The sequence below is a fragment of the Pseudomonas sp. GD04091 genome, from assembly GCF_029836165.1.
GTDB lineage: Bacteria > Pseudomonadota > Gammaproteobacteria > Pseudomonadales > Pseudomonadaceae > Aquipseudomonas.
Genome location: NZ_JAOEBG010000006.1, coordinates 41,087 through 64,861, shown reverse-complemented (window position 1 = coordinate 64,861; position 23,775 = coordinate 41,087). Strand labels below are relative to the sequence as shown.

Annotated in this window: 20 protein-coding genes, 1 tRNA gene and 1 pseudogene; 13 read left to right on the top strand and 9 right to left on the bottom strand. The window is 64.1% G+C overall.

What is annotated here, in order from left to right:
- Positions 1-16: 16 nt before the first annotated feature.
- The 4 genes from prpC (at position 17) to prpD (ending at position 6,881) form a co-directional block, all read left to right on the top strand.
- Entirely contained in the window at positions 17-1,144 is a 1,128-nt protein-coding gene (gene prpC, locus N7422_RS09885) for a 2-methylcitrate synthase (RefSeq protein WP_279806348.1), read from the top strand.
- Positions 1,145-1,307: 163 nt separating this feature from the next.
- Complete coding sequence (acnD, locus tag N7422_RS09880; protein ID WP_279806347.1) at positions 1,308-3,896, top strand: Fe/S-dependent 2-methylisocitrate dehydratase AcnD; 2,589 nt, start codon at positions 1,308-1,310, stop codon at positions 3,894-3,896.
- Between the two features lie 151 nt (positions 3,897-4,047).
- Positions 4,048-5,238 carry a 2-methylaconitate cis-trans isomerase PrpF gene (gene prpF, locus N7422_RS09875; RefSeq protein WP_279806346.1) on the top strand — a complete coding sequence of 397 codons (1,191 nt, stop codon included), beginning with the start codon at positions 4,048-4,050 and terminating at the stop codon, positions 5,236-5,238.
- A 158-nt stretch (positions 5,239-5,396) separates the two neighbouring features.
- Positions 5,397-6,881 carry a 2-methylcitrate dehydratase gene (prpD, locus tag N7422_RS09870; protein WP_279806345.1) on the top strand — a complete coding sequence of 495 codons (1,485 nt, stop codon included), beginning with the start codon at positions 5,397-5,399 and terminating at the stop codon, positions 6,879-6,881.
- Positions 6,882-7,036: 155 nt separating this feature from the next.
- Here prpD and acnB read toward each other — a convergent pair whose 3' ends face one another.
- On the bottom strand, positions 7,037-9,646 hold the full coding sequence (gene acnB / locus N7422_RS09865) for a bifunctional aconitate hydratase 2/2-methylisocitrate dehydratase (protein ID WP_279806539.1): 2,610 nt from the start codon (positions 9,644-9,646) through the stop codon (positions 7,037-7,039).
- Positions 9,647-10,053: 407 nt separating this feature from the next.
- Here acnB and N7422_RS09860 point away from each other — a divergent pair, with 407 nt between their 5' ends.
- Positions 10,054-10,533: a DUF1289 domain-containing protein gene (locus N7422_RS09860; protein WP_279806344.1), complete on the top strand. Its 480-nt coding sequence runs from the start codon at positions 10,054-10,056 to the stop codon at positions 10,531-10,533.
- A gap of 60 nt (positions 10,534-10,593) precedes the next feature.
- On the opposite strand, the gene queD is transcribed toward N7422_RS09860, so the two are convergent.
- The 3 genes from queD to N7422_RS09845 form a co-directional block, all read right to left on the bottom strand.
- Positions 10,594-10,950, bottom strand: coding sequence for a 6-carboxytetrahydropterin synthase QueD (queD, locus tag N7422_RS09855; protein ID WP_023630589.1), 357 nt, complete (start codon positions 10,948-10,950; stop codon positions 10,594-10,596).
- A 64-nt stretch (positions 10,951-11,014) separates the two neighbouring features.
- On the bottom strand, positions 11,015-11,227 hold the full coding sequence (locus tag N7422_RS09850) for an AlpA family transcriptional regulator (RefSeq protein ID WP_279806343.1): 213 nt from the start codon (positions 11,225-11,227) through the stop codon (positions 11,015-11,017).
- Positions 11,228-11,833: 606 nt separating this feature from the next.
- On the bottom strand, positions 11,834-12,361 hold the full coding sequence (locus N7422_RS09845; RefSeq protein WP_279806342.1) for a GNAT family N-acetyltransferase: 528 nt from the start codon (positions 12,359-12,361) through the stop codon (positions 11,834-11,836).
- 48 nt (positions 12,362-12,409) lie between these two features.
- Here N7422_RS09845 and N7422_RS09840 point away from each other — a divergent pair.
- Positions 12,410-12,786: pseudogene (locus N7422_RS09840) on the top strand (structural protein).
- Positions 12,787-13,144: 358 nt separating this feature from the next.
- Here N7422_RS09840 and N7422_RS26870 read toward each other — a convergent pair.
- Positions 13,145-13,330 carry a hypothetical protein gene (locus N7422_RS26870; protein ID WP_347815265.1) on the bottom strand — a complete coding sequence of 62 codons (186 nt, stop codon included), beginning with the start codon at positions 13,328-13,330 and terminating at the stop codon, positions 13,145-13,147.
- Positions 13,331-13,553: 223 nt separating this feature from the next.
- A complete protein-coding gene (locus N7422_RS09835) occupies positions 13,554-14,633 on the bottom strand; it encodes a patatin-like phospholipase family protein (RefSeq protein ID WP_279806341.1) in 1,080 nt (359 codons plus the stop codon).
- A 321-nt stretch (positions 14,634-14,954) separates the two neighbouring features.
- Here N7422_RS09835 and N7422_RS09830 point away from each other — a divergent pair, with 321 nt between their 5' ends.
- From N7422_RS09830 to N7422_RS09810, 5 genes are all read left to right on the top strand, one after another.
- Complete coding sequence (locus tag N7422_RS09830) at positions 14,955-15,260, top strand: PepSY domain-containing protein (RefSeq protein ID WP_279806340.1); 306 nt, start codon at positions 14,955-14,957, stop codon at positions 15,258-15,260.
- Positions 15,260-15,574 carry a PepSY domain-containing protein gene (locus N7422_RS09825; protein WP_279806339.1) on the top strand — a complete coding sequence of 105 codons (315 nt, stop codon included), beginning with the start codon at positions 15,260-15,262 and terminating at the stop codon, positions 15,572-15,574. Before N7422_RS09830 ends, N7422_RS09825 begins: the two co-directional genes overlap by 1 nt.
- Entirely contained in the window at positions 15,575-16,243 is a 669-nt protein-coding gene (locus N7422_RS09820) for a response regulator transcription factor (RefSeq protein WP_279806338.1), read from the top strand. It begins immediately after the preceding gene.
- The gene (locus N7422_RS09815; protein ID WP_279806337.1) at positions 16,240-17,559 is read left to right on the top strand and encodes a sensor histidine kinase; all 1,320 of its coding nucleotides are present in this window, start codon (positions 16,240-16,242) and stop codon (positions 17,557-17,559) included. The genes N7422_RS09820 and N7422_RS09815 overlap by 4 nt, the downstream gene beginning before the upstream one ends.
- A gap of 252 nt (positions 17,560-17,811) precedes the next feature.
- Complete coding sequence (locus tag N7422_RS09810) at positions 17,812-18,969, top strand: HPP family protein (protein WP_279806336.1); 1,158 nt, start codon at positions 17,812-17,814, stop codon at positions 18,967-18,969.
- On the opposite strand, the gene N7422_RS09805 is transcribed toward N7422_RS09810, so the two are convergent.
- On the bottom strand, positions 18,943-19,809 hold the full coding sequence (locus tag N7422_RS09805; protein ID WP_279806335.1) for a LysR family transcriptional regulator: 867 nt from the start codon (positions 19,807-19,809) through the stop codon (positions 18,943-18,945). The genes N7422_RS09810 and N7422_RS09805 overlap by 27 nt on opposite strands.
- A 271-nt stretch (positions 19,810-20,080) precedes the next feature.
- On the opposite strand from N7422_RS09805, the gene N7422_RS09800 reads away from it, so the two are divergent.
- Positions 20,081-21,970, top strand: coding sequence for a propionyl-CoA synthetase (locus tag N7422_RS09800; protein ID WP_279806334.1), 1,890 nt, complete (start codon positions 20,081-20,083; stop codon positions 21,968-21,970).
- A 108-nt stretch (positions 21,971-22,078) separates the two neighbouring features.
- Here the strand turns inward: N7422_RS09800 and zapE are convergent, their stop codons facing one another.
- Together zapE and N7422_RS09790 are read right to left on the bottom strand one after the other, a co-directional pair.
- Complete coding sequence (gene zapE / locus N7422_RS09795; protein ID WP_279806333.1) at positions 22,079-23,011, bottom strand: cell division protein ZapE; 933 nt, start codon at positions 23,009-23,011, stop codon at positions 22,079-22,081.
- 104 nt (positions 23,012-23,115) lie between these two features.
- On the bottom strand, positions 23,116-23,358 hold the full coding sequence (locus tag N7422_RS09790; RefSeq protein ID WP_279806332.1) for a hypothetical protein: 243 nt from the start codon (positions 23,356-23,358) through the stop codon (positions 23,116-23,118).
- Between the two features lie 338 nt (positions 23,359-23,696).
- Between N7422_RS09790 and N7422_RS09785 the strand changes: the two genes are divergently transcribed.
- Positions 23,697-23,771 (top strand) — tRNA-Gln (locus tag N7422_RS09785).
- Positions 23,772-23,775 lie beyond the last annotated feature (4 nt).

The following is a 23,775-nucleotide window of genomic DNA, read 5'->3' as shown; positions in this document are numbered from 1 at the left end:
AGAAAGGAGAAACACCATGGCCGAAGCAAAAGTACTCAGTGGCGCGGGCCTGCGTGGCCAGGTGGCCGGCCAGACCGCGCTGTCGACCGTCGGCCAGGCCGGCGCCGGCCTGACCTACCGCGGCTATGACGTGCGCGACCTGGCCGCCGGCGCCGAGTTCGAGGAGATCGCCTACCTGCTGCTGTACGGCGAGCTGCCGAGCAAGGCGGAGCTTGCCGACTACAAGCGCAAGCTCAAGGGGTTGCGCGACCTGCCGCAAGCCCTGAAGGAAGTGCTCGAGCGCATCCCGCGCGACGCCCACCCGATGGACGTGATGCGCACCGGCTGCTCGGTGCTCGGCACCCTGGAGCCTGAGCTGACCTTCGATGCCCAGCGCGACAAGACCGACCGCCTGCTGGCGCTGTTCCCGGCGGTGATGTGCTACTGGTATCGCTTCACCCACCACGGTGTGCGCATCGACTGCAGCAGCGACGAAGAGACCATTGGCGGTCACTTCCTGCACTTGCTGCACGGCAAGAAGCCGAGCGACCTGCACGTCAAGGTGATGAACGTCTCGCTGATCCTCTACGCCGAGCACGAATTCAACGCCTCGACCTTCACCGCCCGGGTCTGCGCCTCGACCCTGTCCGACCTGTACTCCTGCGTCACCGCCGCCATCGGCTCGCTGCGCGGCCCGCTGCACGGTGGCGCCAACGAGGCGGCCATGGAGCTGATCGAGCGCTTCCAGAGCCCGCAGGAAGCCACCGCCGAGCTGCTGCGCATGCTCGAGCGCAAGGACAAGATCATGGGCTTTGGCCACGCCATCTACAAAGAGTCCGACCCGCGCAACGAGGTGATCAAGGGCTGGTCCAAGCAACTCGCCGACGAAGTGGGCGACAAGGTGCTGTACCCGGTCTCCGAAGCCATCGACAAGACCATGTGGGAGCAGAAGCGCCTGTTCCCCAACGCCGACTTCTACCATGCCTCGGCGTATCACTTCATGGGCATCCCGACCAAGCTGTTCACGCCGATCTTCGTCTGCTCGCGCCTGACCGGCTGGGCCGCGCACGTGTTCGAGCAGCGCGCCAACAACCGCATCATCCGCCCGAGCGCCGAGTATGTCGGCGTCGAGCAGCGCCAGTTCGTGCCGATCGAGCAGCGTTGAGTGATAGATCGCTGTGGCTGCTGCGCAGCCCCAGCGACACAAGGCCGCTCCCACAGGTGCGGCGCAGTCCCTGTAGGAGCGGCCTTGTGTCGCGAAAGGGGCGCGTAGCGCCCCCCAAGGCCAGACCTGCTTACTGAATACCGTGACCGAGCCTGATAACGATATGAACACCGCATTCCGCAAGAATCTGCCAGGCACCGCCCTGGACTACTTCGACGCCCGTGCCGCGGTCGAGGCGATCAAGCCCGGCGCCTACGACGGCCTGCCATACACCTCCCGCGTGCTGGCCGAGAACCTGGTGCGCCGTTGCGCCCCGGCCACGCTCAACGCCTCGCTCGAACAGCTGATCGAGCGCAAGCGCGACCTCGACTTCCCATGGTTCCCGGCCCGGGTCGTCTGCCACGACATCCTCGGCCAGACTGCACTGGTCGACCTCGCCGGCCTGCGCGACGCCATCGCCGACAAGGGCGGCGACCCGGCCCAGGTCAACCCGGTGGTGCCGGTGCAACTGATCGTCGACCACTCGCTGGCCGTGGAATGTGGCGGCTTCGACCCGCAGGCGTTCGAGAAGAACCGCGCCATCGAGGACCGTCGCAACGAAGACCGCTTCCACTTCATCAACTGGACCAAGCAGGCGTTCAAGAACGTCGACGTGATCCAGCCGGGCAACGGCATCATGCACCAGATCAACCTGGAGAAGATGTCGCCGGTGATCCACAACGACCGGGGCGTGGCCTACCCGGACACCTGCGTCGGCACCGACAGCCACACCCCGCACGTCGATGCCCTGGGCGTGATCGCCATCGGCGTCGGCGGCCTGGAGGCCGAGAACGTGATGCTTGGCCGCGCTTCGTGGATGCGTCTGCCGGAAATCGTCGGCGTCGAACTGACCGGCCGCCTGGCGCCGAACATCACGGCCACCGACCTGGTGCTGGCGCTCACCGAGTTCCTGCGCCAGCAGAAGGTGGTCGGTGCCTACCTGGAGTTCCACGGCGCCGGTGCCAGCGCGCTGACGTTGGGCGACCGCGCCACCATCTCCAACATGGCCCCGGAATACGGTGCCACCGCGGCGATGTTCGCCATCGACCAGCAGACCCTCGACTACCTCAAGCTCACCGGTCGCGACGAGCAGCAGGTGCAGCTGGTGGAAACCTACGCCAAGGTCGCCGGCCTTTGGGCCGACAGCCTGGCCAAGGCCGAGTACGAGCGCACCCTGAGCTTCGACCTGTCGAGCGTGGTGCGCAACATGGCCGGCCCGTCCAATCCGCATGCGCGCGTGGCCACCAGCGACCTGGCGGCCAAGGGCATCGCCGGGCAGTGGGAGGAGGTGCCGGGGCAGATGCCGGATGGCGCGGTGATCATCGCCGCCATCACCAGCTGCACCAACACCAGCAACCCGCGCAACGTGATTGCCGCGGGCCTGCTGGCGCGCAACGCCAACCAGCTGGGTCTTGCCCGCAAACCGTGGGTCAAGTCGTCGCTGGCGCCGGGCTCCAAGGCTGTGCAGCTGTATCTGAAAGAAGCGGGGCTGGAGCAGGAGCTGGAGCAACTGGGCTTCGGCATCGTCGCCTTCGCCTGCACCACCTGCAACGGCATGTCCGGCGCACTGGACCCGGTGATCCAGCAGGAAATCATCGACCGCGACCTCTATGCCACCGCCGTGCTGTCGGGCAACCGCAACTTCGACGGGCGCATCCACCCGTACGCCAAGCAGGCCTTCCTCGCTTCGCCGCCGCTGGTGGTGGCCTACGCGATTGCCGGGACCATCCGCTTCGATATCGAGAAGGACGTGCTGGGCGTGGTCGATGGCAGGGAGATCCGCCTCAAGGACATCTGGCCGAGTGACGAAGAGATCGACGCCGTGGTGCGCGCTTCGGTCAAGCCGGAGCAGTTCCGCCAGGTGTACATCCCGATGTTCGCCATCGAGGAAGACCGGGGGCCGAAGGTAGCGCCGCTCTACGAGTGGCGTCCGATGAGCACCTACATCCGCCGCCCGCCGTACTGGGAAGGTGCCTTGGCCGGTGAACGCACCCTGCGCGGCATGCGCCCGCTGGCGGTGCTGCCGGACAACATCACCACCGACCACCTGTCACCGTCCAATGCGATCATGCTCGACAGCGCGGCGGGTGAATACCTGGCGAAGATGGGCCTGCCGGAGGAGGACTTCAACTCCTACGCCACCCATCGCGGCGACCACCTGACCGCCCAGCGCGCCACTTTCGCCAACCCCAAGCTGTTCAACGAGATGGTGCGCAAGGATGATGGCAGCGTGAAGCAAGGCTCGCTGGCGCGCATCGAGCCGGAAGGCAAGGTGACCCGCATGTGGGAGGCGATCGAGACCTACATGGAGCGCAAGCAGCCGTTGATCATCGTCGCCGGCGCCGACTACGGCCAGGGTTCGTCCCGTGATTGGGCGGCCAAGGGCGTGCGCCTGGCCGGGGTCGAGGCGATCGTCGCCGAAGGCTTCGAGCGCATCCACCGCACCAACCTGGTGGGCATGGGCGTGCTGCCGCTGGAGTTCAAGGCGGGCACCGACCGCAAGACCTTGGGCCTGGACGGCAGCGAGACCTATGACGTGCTCGGTGAGCGCAAGCCGCGGGCGACACTGACCCTGGTGGTCACGCGGCGCAATGGCGAGCGTGTCGAGGTGCCGGTGACCTGCCGCCTGGATACCGCCGAAGAGGTGTCGATCTACGAGGCGGGCGGGGTACTGCAGCGCTTTGCCCAGGACTTCCTGGAAGGCACGGTCTGAGCATGAAACGGGGGCCGCTATGCGGCCCTTTCGCGACACAAGGCCGCTCCCACAAAGAGCGGCGCAGTACCTGTGGGAGCGGCCTTGTGTCGCGAAAGGGCTGCAGGGCAGCCCCAGGGTACTTCACCGGACTATCAGGATGCCCAAGACAATGGCACACGTACCCCAGATCAAAATCCCCGCCACCTACATCCGTGGCGGCACCAGCAAAGGCGTGTTCTTCTGCCTCCAGGACCTGCCCGAGCCGGCGCAGATTCCTGGCCCGGCCCGCGACGCCCTGCTGCTGCGGGTGATCGGCAGTCCCGACCCGTACGGCAAGCAGATCGACGGTATGGGCGGCGCCACCTCCAGCACCAGCAAGAGCGTGATCCTGTCCAAGAGCATCAAGCCCGACCACGATGTCGACTACCTGTTCGGCCAGGTGTCGATCGACAAGGCTTTCGTCGACTGGAGCGGCAACTGCGGCAACTTGTCCGCCGCGGTCGGCTCGTTCGCCATCGCCAGTGGTCTGGTCGATGCCGCGCGCATCCCGCGCAACGGCATGGCCACGGTCCGCATCTGGCAGGCCAACATCGGCAAGACCATCATCGCTCATGTACCGATCACCGAGGGTGAGGTTCAGGAGACCGGCGACTTCGAGCTCGATGGCGTGACCTTCCCGGCCGCCGAGGTGGGGCTGGAATTCCTCGACCCGGCCGCCGACGAGGACGGTGGCGGCGGGGCGATGTTCCCCACCGGCAACCTGGTCGACGACCTGGAAGTGCCGGGTGTCGGCACCCTCAAGGCGACCCTGATCAACGCCGGCATCCCGACCATCTTCGTCAACGCCGCTGATATCGGCTATACCGGTAGCGAGCTGCAGGACGCCATCAATGGTGATGCCGCGGCCTTGCAGCGTTTCGAGACCATTCGCGCCCATGGCGCGGTGCGCATGGGGCTGATCGAGCATGTCGACCAGGCCGTCGGTCGCCAGCACACGCCGAAGGTGGCGTTCGTCGCGGCGCCGACGAGCTACACGTCCTCCAGTGGCAAGATCGTCAGTGCTGAAGATGTCGACTTACTGGTGCGTGCGCTGTCGATGGGCAAGCTGCATCACGCGATGATGGGCACCGCCGCGGTAGCCATCGGCACCGCCGCGGCGATCCCGGGGACGCTGGTCAACCTCGCCGCCGGTGGCGGGGAACGAAGTGCCGTGCGTTTCGGTCATCCGTCCGGGACACTGCGGGTCGGGGCCGAAGCGCGTCAGGTGGACGGGCAATGGACCGTGACCAAGGCAATCATGAGCCGAAGCGCTCGGGTGCTGATGGAGGGCTGGGTGCGCGTGCCCGGTGATAGTTTCTAAGGCATCATCAGCGTTCGGCTTTCGTTGGTTGGGGCCGCTTTGCGGCCCTTTCGCGACACAAGGCCGCTCCTACAGAGGATTGCGTTCCCCTTGTAGGAGCGGCCTTGTGTCGCGAAAGGGCTGCGGAGCAGCCCCGGCAATCCAGAAGGGAGCTGTATATGAGCGCAAACGTAGACCTCAACACCCGCCCCGACTACGACCAGGTCCTGCAGACCCTCGCCGACTACGTGCTCGGCTATCGCGTCGATTCTCCCGAAGCCCTGAGCACTGCTCGCCATTGCCTGATGGACACCCTGGGCTGCGGCTTGCTGGCCTTGCGCTTCCCCGAGTGCACCAAGCACCTCGGCCCAATCGTGGAGGGCACCGTGGTGCCCAATGGTGCCCGCGTACCCGGCACCAGCTACCGCCTCGACCCGGTCAAGGCCGCCTGGGACATCGGCTGCATCGTCCGCTGGCTGGACTACAACGACACCTGGCTGGCCGCCGAGTGGGGTCATCCCTCGGACAACCTCGGCGGTATCCTGGCGGTCACCGACCATCTGTCGCAAAAGCGCGTGGCCAATGGCGAGGCGCCGCTGGTCATGCGTGACGTGCTCGATGCCATGGTCATGGCCCACGAGATTCAGGGCGTGCTGGCGCTGGAGAACTCTTTCAACCGGGTCGGACTCGACCACGTGCTGCTGGTCAAGGTCGCCTCCACGGCGGTATGCGCCAAGCTCATGGGGGCCAATCGCGAGCAGCTGCTGTCGGCGTTGTCCCATGCCTTCGTCGACGGCCAGGCCCTGCGCACCTATCGCCACGCCCCCAACGCCGGGTCGCGCAAGTCGTGGGCGGCGGGGGATGCGTCCAGTCGCGGCGTGCGTCTGGCCGATATCGCCCTGCGTGGCGAGATGGGCGTGCCCGGTGCGCTCACGGCCAAGCAGTGGGGGTTCTACGATGTGTCGTTCAGCCACACCAACAAGGACCTGGCGCTCAAGCCCGAGGGGCAGCGCGAACTGCGCCTGCCTCAGCCGTTTGGCAGCTACGTGATGGAAAATGTGCTGTTCAAGATCAGCTTCCCAGCCGAGTTCCATGCCCAGACCGCCTGCGAGGCCGCGGTGACTTTGCACCCGCAGGTACGCAATCGCCTGCATGAGATCGACCGCATTCTCATCACCACCCACGAGTCGGCGATTCGCATCATTTCCAAGGAAGGCCCCCTGGCCAACGCTGCCGACCGTGACCATTGCCTGCAATACATGACCGCTGTGCCGTTGATCTTCGGTGATCTGGTGGCCGAGCATTACGAGGACGCCTTCCACGCCGCGCATCCGAGCATCGACCGCTTGCGCGAGAAGATGGTGATCGTCGAGGAACCGCGTTTCAGTCGTGAGTACCTGGAGGCCGACAAGCGTTCCATCGCCAATGGCGTGCAGGTGTTCTTCAAGGACGGTTCGCATACGCCGCAGGTGGTGGTGGAGTACCCGATCGGCCATCGGCGGCGCCGGGAGGAGGGCATGCCGTTGCTGGAGGACAAGTTCAGGGAGAACCTGGCGACGCGGTTCGCGCGGCAGCGCTGTGAGGCGATCCTGGCCGTGTGCAAGGATCAGCAGGCGCTGGAGGCCATGCCGGTACACAGGTTCGTCGATCTGTTCGTGATCTGAAGTTGCCTGTCCCGGCCTCATCGCCGGCAAGCCGGCTCCCACAGGGGCCGCGTAACCCTGTGGGATCCGGCTTGCCGGCGAAGGCTGCAAAGCAGCCCCAATGAAAAAGCCCCGGTATCGCTACCGGGGCTTTCGCTTACAACGTACTGCTCAGCTTACGCCTGAACCACCGGGATCTTGGCGTTGGCCGCGGCTTCGCGGAACTCGGCGATCTGGTCGAAGCTCAGGTAGCGGTAGACGTCGGCAGCCATGCTGTCGATGTCCTTCGCGTACTGCATGTACTCCTCGACGGTCGGCAGCTTGCCGATGATCGAGGCGACCGCGGCCAGCTCGGCCGAGGCCAGGTACACGTTGGTGGCGTCGCCCAGACGGTTCGGGAAGTTACGGGTCGAGGTGGAGACCACGGTGGAACCTGTCTGCACACGTGCCTGGTTACCCATGCACAGCGAGCAGCCTGGCATTTCCATGCGCGCGCCAGCCTTGCCGTAGATGCCGTAGTAGCCTTCCTCGGTCAGCTGATGGGCGTCCATCTTGGTTGGCGGGGCCAGCCACAGACGGGTCGGAATACCGCCCTTGACCTTGTCCAGCAGCTTGCCGGCGGCGCGGAAGTGACCGATGTTGGTCATGCACGAACCGATGAACACCTCGTCGATCTTCTCGCCCTGTACCGAGGACAGCAGGCGGGCATCGTCCGGGTCGTTCGGCGCGCAGAGCACAGGCTCCTTGACGTCGGCCAGGTCGATTTCGATGATTTCGGCGTATTCGGCATCGGCGTCGGCCGACAGCAGCTCAGGCTTGGCCAGCCAGGCTTCCATGGCCTGGGCGCGACGCTCCAGGGTGCGGGCATCGCCGTAGCCTTCGCCGATCATCCAGCGCAGCAGGGTGATGTTGGACTGCAGGTACTCGGCGATGGCCTTTTCCGGCAGCTTGATGGTGCAACCGGCGGCGGAACGTTCGGCCGAGGCGTCGGACAGCTCGAAGGCTTGCTCGACGGTCAGGTCGTTGAGGCCTTCGATCTCCAGGATGCGGCCGGAGAAGGCGTTCTTCTTGCCTTTCTTCTCGACGGTCAGCAGGCCTTTCTGGATCGCGTAGTACGGAATGGCGTGGACCAGGTCACGCAGGGTGATGCCTGGCTGCAGCTTGCCCTTGAAGCGCACCAGGATCGACTCTGGCATGTCCAGCGGCATGACGCCGGTGGCGGCGGCGAAAGCCACCAGGCCGGAACCGGCCGGGAACGAGATGCCGATCGGGAAGCGGGTGTGCGAGTCGCCGCCGGTGCCGACGGTGTCAGGCATCAGCATGCGGTTCAGCCAGCTGTGGATGATGCCGTCGCCCGGGCGCAGCGACACGCCGCCACGGGTGCGGATGAAGTCGGGCAGGGTGTGGTGGGTGGTGACGTCGATCGGCTTCGGATAAGCGGCGGTGTGGCAGAACGACTGCATCACCAGATCGGCGGAGAAGCCCAGGCACGCCAGGTCTTTCAGCTCGTCGCGAGTCATCGGGCCAGTGGTGTCCTGGGAACCGACGGTGGTCATCTTCGGTTCGCAGTAGGCACCTGGGCGCACGCCCTGGCCTTCCGGCAGACCGCAGGCGCGGCCGACCATCTTCTGCGCCAGGGTGAAGCCCTTGGTCGAAGCGGCTGGCTGCTCGGGTTTCTTGAACAGGTCCGAAGGCGCCAGGCCCAGTTCGGCACGGGCTTTCTCGGTCAGGCCACGGCCGACGATCAGCGGGATACGACCGCCAGCGCGGACTTCGTCGAGCAGCACTTCGGTCTTCAGCTCGAAGCTGGTGACCAGCTCGTCGCTGCCGTGACGGCGCACTTCACCTTTGAATGGGTAGACGTCGATCACGTCGCCCATGCCCAGGTTGGTGCAGTCGAATTCGATCGGCAGGGCGCCGGCGTCTTCCATGGTGTTGTAGAAGATCGGGGCGATCTTGGTGCCGAAGCAGAAGCCACCGGCGCGCTTGTTCGGCACGTACGGGATGTCGTCGCCGAAGAACCACAGCACCGAGTTGGTCGCGGATTTACGCGAGGAACCGGTGCCGACCACGTCGCCGACATAGGCGACCGGGAAGCCCTTGGCCTTGACCGCCTCGATCTGGGCCAGCGGGCCGACCGAACCAGGCTGCTGCGGCTCGATGCCGTCGCGGGCCATCTTCAGCATGGCCAGGGCGTGCAGCGGGATGTCCGGGCGCGACCAGGCGTCTGGGGCAGGGGACAGGTCGTCGGTGTTGGTTTCGCCAGGCACCTTGAACACGGTCAGGGTGTACTTGTCGGCGATGGCCGGACGGCTGGTGAACCACTCGCCGGCGGCCCAGGAGTCCAGCACGGCCTTGGCGTGGGTGTTGCCAGCCTTGGCTTTTTCAGCCACGTCGTGGAAGGCATCGAACATCAGCAGGGTGTGCTTGAGCTGTTCGGCCGCGACGGCGCCCAGCTCGGCGTCGTCCAGCAGCGCGACCAGCGTCTCGATGTTGTAGCCGCCCTGCATGGTGCCCAGCAGCTCGGTGGCGTGCTTGCGGTCGATCAGCGGGGACTTGGCTTCGCCCTTGGCGATGGCGGAGAGGAACGCGGCCTTGACGTAGGCGGCTTCGTCGACTCCTGGCGGAACGCGGTTGGTGATCAGATCTACGAGGAAGGCTTCTTCGCCGGCCGGCGGGTTTTTCAGCAGCTCGACCAGGCCTGCAGTTTGTTCGGCGTTCAGCGGCTGGGGCACGATACCCAGAGCGGCACGCTCTTCGATATGTTTGCGGTAGGCTTCAAGCACAGTTATTACCCTCATCAGTGGTCCCTAAAGGGAGTCCGGGACGCTCATCCAGCATTCCTGGCACCCATGCGCAACGACGACTTTTTGAGTCGCCCCGCCAGGGTCGCAAGGAATCCTTACAGAAGCTGCTTTCAAAGTTTTACGCCTGTAGAACGGAAGGCTGATGAGGGGTTGGCCATGGCCATGCGCGCTCGCATGGACAGGGCCAACGCCGTTCTACCGGATGAACTGTGCTCGTGACGCTTTGAAAACAGCTTCCAACGGACATTGGTGCCTTGAAAAGGCGGAGTGATTCTACGGCAAAAATAAGCCGAAAGTAAGGCGGCGAAGATGACTTTAACGGGTGACCCTGGTTAGACAAAGGGCTAACATGAGCCGGTGTTCCACCGCCAAGCCGTTGTTTTCCAATGTCCAACCAGTCCATCAAGACCCCTTGCGTCGGCCTCTGCTCCACGGTGTACGGAGACCTGGTGTGCCGTGGCTGCAAGCGCTTCCACCACGAAGTGATCCACTGGAACGGCTATGACGACGAGCAGAAGCGCGCCGTGTGGCTGCGCCTGGAGCAACTGCTGGTGCAGGTGATGATGGCCAAGCTGGAAGTGTTCGACAAAGACCTGCTGCGCCAGCAGCTGGAGCAGCGCTCGATCCGCTTCGTGGCGCATCAGTCGGAGTACTGCTGGGCCTATCAGTTGATCGCCCGGGGCGCGCGGATGATCCGTGATCTGGATGCGTACGGGATGGCGTTGCTGCCGGAGTTCCGCGACTGGGAACTGCCGCAGTTGCGCGATGCCATCGACCGGGAGTTCTTCCTGTTGTCCGAGGCGCATTACCAGCGCTACATCGCGCCGAGCTTTCTGCGTGATGCCCTCGAGAGCGGGCAGGGCTGAAGCTCTGGGGTGATAGAGCCGGTTTATTCGCGGGTAAACCCGCGAATAAACCGGTGAAGATCAGTCGCCGGTGTACTCGCACCCACTGGTGCAGGTTTCGTGGATGCGCACCTTCGACAGCTCCGGCAGCAACGGCTTGACCTGATCCCAGATCCACTTGGCGATCACTTCGCTGGTGGGGTTCTCGAGGCCGGGAATGTCGTTCAGGTAGTTGTGGTCCAGCTGCTCGTAGATCGGTTTGAAGATCGCCTTGATCTCCGAGAAGTCGCGGATCCAGCCGGTGTGCGGGTCGAGCGGGCCGGTCAGGTGCAGGGCCACCTTGAACGAGTGGCCATGCAGGCGGCCGCACTTGTGCCCGGCCGGGACGTTGGGCAGGCGGTGGGCCGATTCGAATGTGAACTCTTTGAAAATTTCCACTAGTGGGCCTGTAATGCTGATTGGGGTAAGGTTTTGAGCGGAATTTCGGTTTTCGGTGTACTGCTCAGTGTACTGATTGGTCATCGCTGGGGTTCAAAGAGGCCATCCACTGGTTGATTTCGGACTGGCGCCAGGCAACCGATTTGGGGCCTATCTTAACCTGTTTTGGCAACGTTCCCTCCTTAATTCGCGCGTAGACGGTGTTGCACCCCGTGCCAGTGATCCGGATCACGTCCGACAGGCGAAGGAGGCGGTCGATACCTTCTGTGTGTGCCATTGCGTATCTCCTCAGGCCAAGAAGTGCCCCCCGGCACTGAACACTGCTTTCCAGATCAGCGCCACACGCGACGCCTCGGTCAGCTACGGCGTGCAGATCACCGTCACCGCCTCGATAGCAGGCGGTCAGAACGGTGACGTTATCCTGGAGATTGCCAGCGACAGCGGCTTCACCACCAACGTACAGGCCCTGGCTTATCAGTGGCCTGGCCAGACCTATACCCTGGCAGTCGCGCTTCAGAGGGTACAGCCGCAGACCGGGGTGGTCACTGGCTACGCGGCACGCAGCTTGGTATCGCAATGCTGCCGGGGACCACAAGAGTTCGAGTGCTCTATTCGGGTAGCGGGATTTCCGGGGGCGGCTTGAACGCAATGGCGATTTCCTCTGCGCTCTCGATCATTTTCGAAATCTCTTATAGATAAGTTGTGGCGTGAAGGTTGTTTCACGCCATCGATTTTCTATATTCTAGTGTCGGCCAAGCCCACCTACACATCCGTTGTTGTTTGTTGTCTTATGATAGGCATCTCTAGATGACGAATAATTCCAGGCGATTTAGTCTTTGTCATGTTTTTGGCAGAAGAGACTAACCTGAACAGTCGGTGGTTATTATCCGTTTTTGAGAATCCTTGAGAAGGAATTCTTTGAGGACTCTATTGAGCTCTTTGTGATGTTAAAGTAGATGAATGTTTCGTCTTCTGAGACGCGCTCTGCGCCCATTTTTTCATGGAAAGATATTACTTTTTCGTTTCCCTTCATCACCTCGAAATGACACTTTTGGAAACCTAGGTGATTGAATCCGAATTCGTAAACCAAGAATGCGCTCTCAACAGCGGCATAACGAGTTTTTTGTTCGTTTAGTATCCAGCTGCCCCATGAAAAAGAGTCGTTTTGTATGTCGTATATTCTAACTGTTCCGCACTTTACTCCATCGTTTCGTTCTATTATGAAGTAAAATTGAGACTTCTTCTCTTCATCAATTTTGTATGATTTTATCCATTTTTTCTGCGCCTCGACATCTGAGCTGACAGATGATAGGAACTTGTTTAGGTTTTCATCTGTGCGAAGGCTTATTACAAACTCGGCATCGCCTTCGTTAATAAGGCGCATGGATATAGTGCTTGACTTGAGATTCATGTTCTTTCCTTGGAGTTTTAAAAATGTTCATAGGTCTGGAGAAAAACCATGAGCAACTCGCTTCCCCGCGGCGTGCGTAATCGCAACCCTGGAAACATCGATTTCAACCCGGCCAACCACTGGGTTGGCCAGATCGGCAAAGAGCCCGGCAGCCGGTTCTGCCTCTTCGATACTCCTGAGAATGGGATTCGCGCCCTGCGCAAGCTGCTGCATACCTACTACAACAAGCATGGCCTGCACACTGTGGCGTCGATCATAAAGCGCTGGGCGCCAGAGGTCGAGAACGACGCGGGGCTTACGTTCGTGCCGTGGCCAAACGCTGCGGCCTTGGCCCTGGCGATCAGATCAAGGACATCAAGGATCAGAAGGTCCTGAGCGGCCTGGTGCACGCGATCATCAAGCACGGGAATGCGAACTACAAGTAGGTGTTTGCCGAGGGCGTGCGAAGGGTGCTATCCCGGATTGCCTTGATGATTTCTGGCATTTCCGTGAACGCCAGGAAAGGCCTGTTCTTATGGAAGCCATCTTCTCGGTGACCGCATGCATTTCCGCTGTGGGGTTGCGCTCGATCATGCCGGTGGCTATCGCATAGCGAAACACTTGGGCCATCCATTGCCTGGTCTTCACTGCCGTGGATCACTGATCCGCGTCGCTCAATTCTGCGGATAAGCGTGATCACGTCGGCGCGCTTGATGCTGCGATCTGGCGCAGGCCGAACGCCGAGAGTACGTCCAGTTCCATGGCGTTCGAAATCACCTTGACCGTCGACGCGGTCAGCCCTCCTTAGCGGAATTCAAGCCACTCCCCAAGGACTCGGCGGAATGTCCTCTTCTGGGCGCCCAGGCGCTCGACCTTCTTTTCCCTTCTCGATTCGCGTGGGTCCTTGTTCTGCGCCACCCTTTCGCGCGCCTCATCCCTGCGCGCACGCGCCTCTTGGTGTCCGTAAGTGCCCCTAGTACATTGCTTCATGGTGGTGTGGTCGATGTACTGGATGACGTACTAATTAATTCGTGATGTGTAGGTTTGTATCGGGACTATCAAGACGACAAAGGCGCCCATGTGAAGGTGTTTCTACTGCTGTCGTGACTTGTCGGTTTCTGGCAGGAGTCCATTGTGGAATCTTTTGAAAAATTTCCACGCTGTCGTAACTCTAGGTGAATCGATGGTGCGCGCAGTTTAACCAGCATGCCCGCTACAGGGCTTGCAGACGCTCCTGCAGCCGCCCGGTGGCAATCAGCTCCAGCAGTTCGTCGCCCAGGCGCTGGCTTTCGGCGATGGCCTTGTACCAGTAGCGCTTGCGGCTCGGCGCATCGCCCATGAAACGCTTGAAATCCTTGCGGTCCGGTAGCTTGCCGAAGGGCAGGGCGGCCAGGTACTGCGGCGACGGCGTCATCAGCAGCACGTTCTGCAGGCGCGTGGCGTCGCCTTTGCGCCAGGGCAAGGTCTTGTCGAACCAGCCGGGCACTACCTTGTCGGTGAAGTGCGGGTAGAGCACCAGGTCGTCGCCGCGATAGGGCAGGTCCAGGTGGTAGTCGAGCAGACCGCCGTCGCGGTAGGTGCCCGCGCCCGCGCCGGGGATGTCGCGCACCCCTTCCATGATCATGGGGATCGAGCCCGAGGCGAGCAGGGCGTGACGCAGGTTGGCCAGGTCCAGCGGCAGGCAGCGCGAGGGGAAGTCGGTCAAGGCATCCAGCGGCGGCGCGCTGCGTCGGTCATGCAGGATGATCCGTTCGAAGTGCCGGGCAAGGCGCGAGCGCCCCAGCAGGTTGCTGGCGATCACCGACGACAGCCCCATGCCCAGCCGCCCTCGATGGTCGTGGGCGAGCTGGCCGTGGCTTTTCACCACCAGGATGTTCAGGCGGTAATGCGGGTTGGCGAGGATCTGTCCGTCACGGCCTTGCAGCAACTCGTCGAGCATGCGCTGGCAGCTCTGGCTGATCTGCTTTGCTGTCACGCCCTTGGCGAAATCCTGCTCTGTGTACAGCTCGCCCAGGCGGCGGATGCCGGCGACCGGGTCGTCCAGGCAGGCGCTGGCGAAGCGCCAGGAGCCGATCGAAGCACCGATCAGGGCGCGCTGGCGCGGCGCCCTGGGTAGCCATTCACCGAACAGGGCCAGGTCCAGGCCTTGGATTCCCAGTGGCTTGGGGCCTCCGGCGGCGCCCGGCAGCACGCCGACATCTTCGGCCCGCAGGCCGCGCTCGCGGATCTGCCGCAGGGCACGCTGGCCGGCCTTGAAGGTCAGCGCGGGGTACTTGATGTGGATGGCGTTCATGACGGAGTCTCGGGTGGGGCAGGCGGGCAGTATAGAGGTTTTGCCGGCTGTATCGCGGCACTGGACGGACGCGTTCCCCTGTAGGAGCGGCCTTGTGTCGCGAAAGGGCTGCAAAGCAGCCCCGGCGATCTTTGCACCAACGCTGAAATCCTGGGGCCGCTTTGCGGCCCTTTCGCGACACAAGGCCGCTCCTACAAGGGACTGCGCACGGGCATCCATGAGCTGCGCTATCATGCGGCCAGCTGTTTTCAGGTTGAGTTAAGGACCGGTGGTTAATCTTAACCCCGTAGACAAATTACATATCTCGATGGAGAGAAGCTCATGAAAACCCTGACTGCCCTTGCTACTGCCGCCACCCTGGCCTTTGCTGCCAACGTTGCCCTGGCCGATGTTCCGGCTCACGAAATCAGCGGCCTGGAAAAGGCGGGTACCGTTCAGTCGCTGCAAAAAATCGCCGATATCGCTAAGGCCAAGCACCCAGGTGCCGCCATCACGGATTCCGAGTTGGAAAACACATACGGCCGCTACGTCTTGAAGGTCGAACTGCGTGACGCGCAGAACGTCGAGTGGGATGTCGACGTTGATGCCAAGACCGGTGAAGTATTGCGAGACGTTCGGGATAACTGATGAACGATCTACCGCGAACGACGCGCTATCTCGCCTTTGCGCTGATGACCGTCTGCTCGCTGGCCGCCGCGCGCGACCTGGATCAGGATGAAGCCCTGGAGCTTCGGCAAAAGGGCATCATCCTGCCACTGGAGCAACTGCTCGAAGCCGCCCTGGGGCGTTACCCCGGGGCGCGCCTGCTGGAGGCCGAGCTGGAAGAAAAGCACGAGCGCTACGAGTACGAGGTCGAACTGCTGACCCCGGCGGGCGTGGTGCGCGAGATCAAGCTCGACGCCCGCACCGGCGCGCTGCTCAAAGACGAGGAAGACGACTGAATGCGCCTGTTGCTTGTCGAGGACAATGTCCCCCTGGCCGACGAACTGACCGCTGCCCTGCAACGCCAGGGCTATGCCGTGGACTGGCTGGCCGATGGCCGCGACGCGGTGTACCAGGGCCAGAGCGAGCCCTATGACCTGATCATTCTCGACCTCGGTCTGCCTGGCTTGCCCGGGCTCGAGGTGATGGCGCAATGGCGCGCGGCCGGCCTGGCCACGCCGGTGCTGATCCTCACCGCGCGCGGCTCCTGGGCCGAGCGCATCGAGGGGCTGAAGGCCGGTGCCGACGACTACCTGAGCAAGCCATTCCATCCTGAAGAACTGCAATTGCGCCTCCAGGCCTTGTTGCGTCGGGCCAAGGGCCTGGCCAACCAGCCGAAACTGGAAGCCGCCGGCCTGCACCTGGACGAATCGCGCCAGTGCGTGAGCCGCGATGGCGCGGACATCCAGCTGACGGCCGCCGAGTTTCGCCTGCTGCGCTACTTCATGCTGCACCCGGGGCAGGTACTGTCCAAGAGCCACCTGGCCGAGCACCTGTATGACGGCGAGACGGAGCGCGACTCCAACGTGCTCGAGGTGCATGTCAATCACTTGCGTCGCAAGCTCGGGCGCAGCGTGATCGAGACGCGCCGTGGTCAGGGTTATGTCTACGCCGGGAGCGCTGCGTGAAATCGATCCAGGCGCGCCTGAGCCTGGGCCTGGTGGCGGTGCTGGTGGTGGTGGGGCTGGCGCTGGCGCAGCTCACGCTCTGGCTGTTCGAGGCGGGGCTGCAACGTTACCTGGAGAATGGCCTGCGCAAGGAAAGCGAAAACCTGCTGGTGGCCATCGTGCGTGGGCCGTCCGGGTTGCAGCTGGACGAGCGGCGCCTGTCGGCGGCCTACCAGCAGCCGTTTTCGGGCTATTACTTCCGCATCGATTTTGCCCAGGGCACGTGGCGTTCGCGTTCGCTGTGGGACCTGGACATGCCCAGGCCCGGCAAGCCCGGCCTCGACGATGGCCACGAGCTGGGCCCGGAAGGCCAGCAGCTGTTGGCCTATCGCGGCGACTATCGGCGCCTGGGACAGGACATCTCCATCAGCGTGGCCCAGGACTACTCGCCGGTACGCGAGGGCTTCCGGCGCATGCAGCAGATCGGCCTGGGCATGGGGCTGGTGGCGTTGGTGCTGGTGCTGGTGCTGCAACGCATCACCGTGACCCGTTCACTGCGCCCGCTGGAGCGGGCGCGCCGGCAGATCGCCCAGCTGCAGCAGGGCCAGCGTTCGCAGCTGGATGCCGAGGTGCCCAGCGAGCTGCAACCGCTGGTAAACCAGATCAACCACCTGCTGGCCCATACCGAAGACAGCCTGCGCCGCTCGCGTACCGCCCTGGGCAACCTCGGCCATGCCCTGAAGACGCCGCTGGCGGTGTTGCTCAGCCTGGCCGCCAGCGAGCGCCTGCAGGCCCTGCCGGACGTGCGCGCGCAGATGCGCGAGCAGCTGGAGCAGATTCAGCAGCGCCTGGCCCGGGAACTCAACCGGGCGCGGCTGGCCGGCGATGCGTTGCCCGGGGCGCAGTTCGACTGCGATGCCGAGCTGCCGGGTTTGCTGTCGACGCTGGGCATGATCCATGGCGAGGGGTTGCTGCTCGAACGCGATGTGCCGTCGGGCCTGCTGCTGCCATGGGATCGCGAGGACCTGCTGGAGCTGCTCGGCAACCTGCTGGACAACGCCTGCAAGTGGGCCGACAGCGAGGTGCGCCTGGGCATCGCGCCGACCACCGAGGGCTACCGGCTGTGGGTGGATGACGATGGACCGGGTATTCCCGAGGCGCAGCGCCTGCAGGTGCTCGAACGCGGCTTGCGGCTCGATGAGCAGGTCGAGGGCCATGGCCTTGGTCTAGGCATTGTGCGCGATATCGTCGAGGCCTGGGGCGGCCAGATCGTGCTGCTGGAAAGCCCCCAGGGTGGGCTGCGGGTCAGCATCGAACTGCCGTGCAAAGGGCGTTGATCGGCGGCGCCTCGCGATTGGGCCGATGACGCACAGCGGATCAACTGTGCAAAAAAATTGCAGTACAGCCGCAGTTTTTTGAATTGGCTCACCACTGCCCGCGCCCGGCACAATCCCTCCCCACGAAACCCTGCGGTTTCCATCTCTCCATGGACGGAGCCCCTTTGCGCCACTGCATTGCGCAACACAGGGCCCAGGCCGGTCGCGCTGGGCTTTCCTTTTTCAGCACAAGAACACGATCCGAATACCTCGATGTCTGCCTCGCGTCCCCAATCCCGCTTGCAGCGCCTGCTTCCGGCGCCCCTGAACATTCCCCCCCAAGAGTGGCTGCGCGCTGGCCTCGGCGCGCTGCTGGGCCTGTTCCTGGCCGGCTACCTGTGCAGCCTGGCATATGGTCCGTCCATTGCCCTGCACCTGCTCGGCCCGCTGGCGGCCTCGGCGGTGCTGGTGTTCGCCGTGCACTCGGGGCCGTTGGCCCAGCCTTGGCCGGTGCTGGGCAGTTACGCCCTGGCCGGCATCGTGGGTTTGGCCATGCGTCACGGCTTTGGCGATGGGCTGTGGGTCGCGGCGGCGGCGCTGGGCCTGGCGATCCTGGTGATGTGCCTGCTGCGCTGTCTGCATCCGCCCGGCGGTGGCGTGGCGGTGAGCGCGGTGCTGGCCGACCCGGGGCTGGTGGCCATGGGCGACCACCTGCTCGAACCGGTCATGCTCAATGCGCTGATCCTGGTAGGTGTGGCGGTGCTGTACAACCGCCTGACCGGCGTGCGCTACCCCAAGGGCGCGCTACCGCGCAAGGACCTGCACCATACCCACGACCCGTTGCCGGGGGAGCGGGTCGGCATTCGCGGCGAGGACCTGGACCAGGCCCTGGAAGAAATCGGCGAGTTCGTCGACGTCACCCGCGATGAACTGGAGCGCATCATCCTGGCCACCGAACAGCATGCCCTGCAGCGCAGCCTGGGCGGCATCACCGCACGCTCGGTGATGTCCCGCGACGTGCAGGCGGCCACGCCAGGCACCACCTTGGATCAGGCTTGGAAAATGCTCGCCAGTCACCAGCTGAAGACCCTGCCCGTGCTCGACAACGGCCGCCTGGTCGGCATCGTCAGCCTTGGCGATCTGCTCGGCCCGGCCATGGCCCGCGGGCGTTTCAGCTGGCGTGGCCTGTTCCGGCGCCAGGCCGTGCGCCTGGAACAGGTGATGAGCCGCCAAGTCGTCAGCGTCGGCAGCGACCATCCACTGGAGCGCTTGCTGCCGCTGCTCGGCGAGCAAGGCCTGCATTGCCTGCCGGTGCTCGACGGCGACAACCTGGTGGGGGTGATCACCCAGACCGACCTGATCGCCGGGCTCAAGCGGCACTTGCTCAATGCCGCCGCGCAGGCTTCAGATCAGCGGGTCCCAGCGTTGTGACCAGTCGCTCTCGCCGGCCGCGACCAACCGGCGCAGCACGCTGAAGGCCTGCTGCAGGGCCTCGCTGTCGCGTTTGCGGGCATAGACCAGGTAGGTCGGGTAGGTGAACTCCGGCGCCTGCGGCACGCGCTCGAACGTGCCGCGCTGCAGGTAGGCCTGCACCACCCGAGTACGGAAATAGCCGCTGCCACCCTGGTCGAGGATGAACTGCAGGGCCAGCGGCCCGAGATTGAAGCTCAGCGCCGGGCGTGACAGGTCGGGCAGGGCGGCGTCATGCTGGCGGCGGAAGGCTTCGCCCCAGTCGATATAGACATAGGGCTCGGGCACATCCACCCGGCGCACGCGAATCAGCTTTTCTTCCATCAACTGCTCGACCTGCAGACCTGGCCCATAGGTGGGCTGATACACCAGCGCGGCATCGAGCAGGCCCATCTCCACCTTGCGCAGCAACGACTCGCCGTCACTGACCTCGCTGCGAATGGCGTGGCTGGGCAGCTCGCGGTGCAGCGCGCTGACCCAGTCGAGCATCATCGGATTGCCCAGGCTCACCTCGCCGCCCACGTGCAACACCTGCTGGCAGCCTTGCGGCAGTGGCAGGTCGCGACGGGCCGCTTCCCAGGTCTGCACCAACTGATTGGCGTAGACCACGAACGCTTCGCCATCGCTGGTCAGGCTGGCGCCGCTGCGGCTGCGCACGAACAGCTGGCAGCCCAGCTGCTGCTCCAGACGCTGGACCCGGGCGGTGATGGCCGTCTGCGACACGAACAGGCGTTCGGCGGCAGCGACCAGGCTGCCGCAGCGCACCACTTCCAGAAAGGTTCGGGCCTGATCGATGTCCATGGGCTGCTCGGTGGCTGAAGAGGTGGCCTATTCTAGAGGCTTTGCACCGTAATGGGGCGATTGCTCCAGGCGCCGTGGCCGAGTGCTTCTCCACACTGTCCTGCCGGTGTAGCGCGGGACCGCGTCCGGCCGTGCTGGGGCCGGTCAGTCCAGACGTTGGCCATGGCAAATCTGCACAAGGGTTGCGACTTAAGTCCGATGGCAGTCGCGCGACCCCGGTCCATACTCAGCGTTCGCCCTTCAATAACAACAAGTACCGGGTTGCGAACCAATGACTTATCAGCACAGCTATGCCCGCTCCATCACCGACCCCGCCGCTTTCTGGCAGGCCCAGGCCGAGCAACTGGCCTGGCACCGCAAGCCGACCCTGACCCTGCAGCAGAACGCCGACGGCACCCACCGCTGGTTCGCCGATGGCCGTCTGAACAGCTGCTACCTGGCACTCGATCATCAGATCGAACAGGGTCGAGGCGAGCAAGCGGCGCTGATCTACGACTCGCCGGTGACCGGTGTACAGCAGACCTTCACCTACCAGCAACTGCGCGACGAGGTCGCGCGCCTGGCCGGGCTGCTGCGCGCGTTGGGCGTGGGTAAGGGCGATGGGGTGATCATCTACATGCCGATGGTGCCCGAGGCGGCCATGGCCATGCTCGCCTGCGCGCGCATCGGCGCGGTGCACTCGGTGGTGTTCGGCGGCTTTGCCGCCAACGAGCTGGCCCTGCGCATCGACGACGCCCGTCCGACCTTGCTGCTGACGGCGTCCTGCGGGCTAGAGTTCGACCGCGTGATCGAATACAAGCCGCTGGTCGACCGCGCCCTGCAACTGGCCACGCACCAGCCGCGCCATGTGCTGGTGCTGCAGCGGCCCCAGGCGCGCGCCGAATTGCAGGCCGGGCGCGACCTGGACTGGCAGCGGGCGCTGGCCGGCGCCGAGCCGGTGGCGCCCGTGGAGCTGGAGGCGAGCCATCCGCTGTACATCATGTACACCTCGGGCACTACCGGCAAACCCAAGGGTATCGTCCGGGAAAACGGTGGCAATGCCGTCGCCTTGCGCTACGCGATGCGCCATGTCTATGGCATGCAGGCGGGCGACGTGTGGTGGGGGATTTCCGATGTGGGCTGGGTGGTCGGGCATTCGCTGATCGTCTACGGGCCGCTGATGAGCGGCTGCACCACGGTGTTCTACGAAGGCAAGCCGATCCGTACGCCGGACGCCTCGGCATACTGGCGGGTGGTCGAGCGGTACAAGGTCAATGCGCTGTTCTGCGCGCCGACCGCCATGCGCGCGATTCGCAAGGAGGACCCCGAAGGCGAGCTGATCCGTCGTCACGACCTGGGTTCGCTGCGCCAGCTGTTCCTCGCGGGCGAGAAGCTCGACTCCAGCACCCATGAGTGGCTCGAACGGGTCAGCGGCAAGCCAGTGCATGACCATTGGTGGCAGACCGAGACCGGCTGGCCGGTGACCGCGCCATGCGTGGGCCTGGAGGGCAGCGCGGCGCGGCCGGGTTCGAGCAATCGCGCGGTGCCTGGTTACCACGTGCAGGTGCTGGACGATGACGGAAAACCCCTGGGGCCGAACCAGCAAGGCGCCATCGTCATCGCCCTGCCGCTGCCGCCCGGTTGCAGCCAGACGCTGTGGGGCGATCACCAACGTTACCTGCAGGCCTACCTGCACAGTTACCCGGGCTACTACCACACGGGCGACGGCGGCTACCTGGACGACGAGGGTTTCGTCTACATCATGGGACGCACCGACGATGTGATCAACGTCTCCGGCCATCGCCTGTCCACCGGCGAGATGGAGGACTTGGTGGCACGTCATCCGGCGGTGGCGGAGTGCGCGGTGATCGGCGTGCATGACGAGATCAAGGGCCAGGTGCCGCTGGCGCTGGTGGTGCTCAAGGACGGCCAGGGCATCGGCGAGGCGCAGTTGCAGGGCGAGCTGGTCGCCAGTGTGCGCGAGCAGATCGGCGCCCTGGCCTGCTTCAACCGGGTGCGGCTGGTCAAGCGCCTGCCCAAGACCCGCTCGGGCAAGATCTTGCGGGCGGTGCTGCGCAAGATCGCCGACGGGCAGGATTACCTGCCGCCGTCGACCCTGGACGATCCGGCGGTGCTGGGGGAAATGGAAGCGGTATTGGCGGACCTGCCACGGGCGGGTTGAAGTCGACCCTGCACCGTGGCGCCTGCTTCGCGGGTAAACCCGCTCCCACAGGATCAGGCAATACCTGTGGGGCGGCGGTGCGACTTGCCGGCGAAAGGCCGCGTGCGCCTACAGTTCGGCGAGCGGCTGGCCTGGCCCGACCTGATGCAACTGCCCCAGACGGCTGCGCGTGCGCATCAGGTCGGCGAGGGCGCCGCCCAGGCTCTGCGCGAGGGGCCGTCGACCGAGCAGCACCAGCTCGCGATCCTGGTCATACAGCACATCGATCAGGTTGACGAAGCGCTGCTGCGCCGCCAGCGAGCACTCGGCCAGGTCGTCCAGGCCGTCGATGATCCAGCGCTCGAAGCGCTCGGCCAGCACCAGGTAGTCGATCACCGCGGTGGCCTGCTCGCACAGATCGTGGAAACCGAACATCACCTGAGGTCCGTCGGTGTCACCACCCAACTCGAGCACCTGCATATGGCTGTTGAGCAGGCGGATCACCGGCAGGAAGCGCTCGTGGTACAGCGGGTTGGGCAGCAGGCCTTCGGGCGCGTAGTTGGAGGTCAACAGCAGCAACACACCGCGCGTGAACAGGGCGTCGAACAGCCGGGTCAGCAGCATGGCATCGCCAATGTCGTGGACGTGGAACTCGTCGAAGCACAGGACCCGGCAGTCGCCGAGCAGTTCGTCGAGCGTCGTGCCAAGGGCGTCGTCCAACGCCCGGTGCTGATGCATGCCCTGGTGCAGGCGGGCGAAGAAGTCATGGAAGTGCAGGCGGCGTTTGCTCGGCGTGGGCACGGCCTCGAAGAACACGTCGAGCAGCCAGCTCTTGCCGCGTCCGACCGCCCCGTGGAGGTAAAGGCTGTGCGCCCGGCCGGTGGCAAGCGCGTCCAGCTGCGCGGCCATGGCCTCGATCACCCGGCGTTGGCCGTCGCTCACGGTGTAGCCGCGCTCGCCGGCCCGACGCTGGAAGTGCTCCATCAAGGCACTGGTCGCCGGCGCGTCGGCATGCCGACGCCGGCCCAGGTGGCGCAGGGGGGCGGGAATCCAGATGGACAAGGGCGTGCTCCTCGGGTCGGGACTTGGCAGGGCGCAGCTTGCGCGAGGGCAGCCATTGTGAGCAATCGAGAATGTGCCGGGCAATGATCGTGAAACGCGATAGGTCAGCCCTTGCGCTCCAGCTGGCGCTCGATCATGTACTTGATCGCCAGGCGCCTTTCCTTCAGATGGCGCAGATCGTCGTCGACGAAGTTGCCCGCCGAGATGGATTCGGCGGCCAGCACCTGGTTGTCGATGTCCATGTATTCGTCGAGCAGGCGGTCGAGCTTGCTGTCCTGCTGACGGCGTTGTTGCACGATTTCGCGTGGGTAGTGAAGGTCCTGATAGAGGTCATGGGAAACTGGCATGGCGCCCTCCTTGTGATGCGCAGATGGGGTTCTATCTGATTGGAAGGGGGGAGCGCGATTGTGTTGAGGCGCGCAGGGGGAAAAGCGACGAATGGCAGCCGTGGTCATTTCACGGGCAGACTCACTCGGGAGCAGCTTGCCCCGCGAAAAGGCCTGTTGAACCAGCACATGGCTCGGCAGTTATGACTAACTTGCTGTTTTCCTGCGATTTTTTTTAAAAAAAGCTTCCCACTCCGAAAAAAGCTTGTTAAAGTGCGCGCCATTCCTGCACAGCGACACTCGCAACGTGCAGCGAATGGTCAGATAGGCGGTGCTCAGTCACTCGCCGCATCCGATACAGGGGCGTCGCCAAGCGGTAAGGCAGCAGGTTTTGATCCTGCCATGCGTTGGTTCGAATCCAGCCGCCCCTGCCATTTC